The 2,498-nt window shown below is 67.7% G+C and carries 1 protein-coding gene; it reads left to right on the top strand.

Annotated elements, in window-relative coordinates:
• Window positions 1-2,497: methionine synthase (locus AQJ91_RS48180; RefSeq protein ID WP_067036741.1), on the top strand; the 2,497-nt coding region annotated here is incomplete at its 5' end.
• Window position 2,498 lies beyond the last annotated feature (1 nt).

The following is a 2,498-nucleotide window of genomic DNA, read 5'->3' as shown; positions in this document are numbered from 1 at the left end:
CCAGTCGGTGCCGTTCCGGCAGGACACCGCGTATATGGCGATCGGTGAGCGGACGAATGCGAACGGGTCGAAGAAGTTCCGTGAGGCGATGCTGGAGGGCCGCTGGGACGACTGTGTGGAGATGGCCCGCGAGCAGATCCGTGAGGGCGCGCACATGCTCGATTTGTGCGTGGACTACGTCGGCCGCGACGGGGTGGCCGACATGGAGGAACTCGCCGGCCGCTTCGCCACCGCCTCCACCCTGCCCATCGTTTTGGACTCCACCGAGGTGGAGGTGGTCCGGGCCGGGCTGGAGAAGCTGGGCGGGCGGGCGGTCATCAACTCCGTCAACTACGAGGACGGTGACGGGCCCGACTCCCGCTTCGCGAAGGTCACGAAGCTCGCCCGGGAGCACGGGGCGGCGCTGATCGCGCTGACCATCGACGAGGAGGGCCAGGCCCGCACCGTCGAGGCCAAGGTCGCCATCGCCGAACGCCTCATCGATGATCTCACCGGCACCTGGGGGATTCTGGAGTCGGACATCCTCGTCGACTGCCTGACCTTCACCATCTGCACCGGCCAGGAAGAATCCCGGGGCGACGGGATCGCCACCATCGGGGCGATCCGGGAACTCAAGCGCCGCCACCCCGACGTGCAGACCACGCTGGGGCTGTCGAACATCTCCTTCGGCCTGAACCCGGCCGCCCGGATCCTGCTCAACTCCGTGTTCCTGGACGAGTGTGTCAAGGCGGGCCTGGACTCGGCGATCGTGCACGCCTCCAAGATCCTGCCGATCGCCCGCTTCAGCGACGAAGAGGTCACCACCGCCCTGGACCTGATCTACGACCGCCGCACCGAGGGCTACGACCCCCTGCAAAAGCTCATGGCCCTGTTCGAGGGCGCCACCGCCACGTCGCTGAAGGCGGGCAAGGCCGAGGAACTGGCCGCCCTGCCGCTGGAGGAGCGCCTCAAGCGGCGCATCATCGACGGCGAGAAGAACGGCCTCGAACAAGACCTCGACGAGGCGTTGCTCGACAGGCCGGCCCTGGACATCGTCAACGCGACGCTGCTGGACGGCATGAAGGTGGTCGGCGAGCTGTTCGGCTCCGGGCAGATGCAGCTGCCGTTCGTGCTCCAGTCCGCCGAGGTGATGAAGAGGGCCGTCGCCTACCTCGAGCCGCACATGGACAAGACCGACGACGACGGCAAGGGCACCATCGTGCTGGCCACCGTGCGCGGCGACGTCCACGACATCGGCAAGAACCTCGTCGACATCATCCTGTCCAACAACGGCTACAGCGTCGTCAACCTCGGCATCAAACAGCCCGTCGCAGCGATCCTGGACGCCGCCCAGGAACACCGCGCCGACGTCATCGGCATGTCCGGCCTCCTGGTCAAGTCCACGGTGATCATGAAGGAGAACCTGGAAGAGCTCAACCAGCGCGGCCTGGCCGCCCGTTACCCGGTCATCCTCGGCGGCGCCGCCCTGACCCGCGCCTACGTCGAACACGACCTGCACGACCTCTACGAAGGCGAAGTCCGCTACGCCCGCGACGCCTTCGAGGGCCTGCGCCTGATGGACGCCCTGATCGGCGTCAAACGCGGCATCCCCGGCGCGGCCCTGCCCGAACTCAAACAGCGCCGCGTACGCGCCACAGCACCCGTGGTGGAGGAACACCCGCAGGAGGGCCACGTCCGCTCCGACGTGAGCACCCACAACCCGATTCCCACACCACCGTTCTGGGGCACCCGGGTCATCAAGGGCATCCAGCTCAAGGAATACGCGAGCTGGCTGGACCAGGGCGCCCTGTTCAAGGGCCAGTGGGGACTGAAGCAGGCCCGCACCGGCGAAGGCCCCACCTATGACGAACTCGTCGAGTCCGAGGGCCGCCCCCGCCTGCGCGGCCTGCTCGACAAACTCCAGACGGACAGCCTCCTGGAAGCCGCCGTGGTCTACGGCTACTTCCCCTGCGTGTCCAAGGACGACGACCTGATCATCCTGGACGAACAGGGCAACGAACGCACCCGCTTCACCTTCCCCCGCCAGCGCCGCGGCCGCCGCCTGTGCCTGGCCGACTTCTTCCGCCCCGAAGAATCCGGCCACACCGACGTGGTCGGCCTCCAGGTCGTCACCGTCGGCTCCCGCATCGGCGAGGAAACCGCCCGCATGTTCGAAGCCAACGCCTACCGCGACTACCTCGAACTGCACGGCCTGTCCGTCCAGCTCGCCGAGGCCCTCGCCGAGTACTGGCACGCCCGCGTCCGCGCCGAACTCGGCTACGCCGACCAGGACCCCGCCGCCATCGAGGACATGTTCGCCCTCAAATACCGCGGCGCCCGCTTCTCCCTCGGCTACGGCGCCTGCCCCGACCTCGCCGACCGCGCCAAGATCGCCGACCTCCTCCAGCCCGAACGCATCGGCGTCCACCTCTCCGAGGAATTCCAGCTCCACCCCGAACAATCCACCGACGCCATCGTCATCCACCACCCCGAAGCCAAGTACTTCAACGCACGCTGAC

It is taken from the genome of Streptomyces dysideae (assembly GCF_001514305.1).
Classification (GTDB): domain Bacteria; phylum Actinomycetota; class Actinomycetes; order Streptomycetales; family Streptomycetaceae; genus Streptomyces; species Streptomyces dysideae.
The sequence above is the reverse complement of the archived record's forward strand: the minus strand, read 5'-3'. Positions and strand labels throughout refer to the sequence as shown.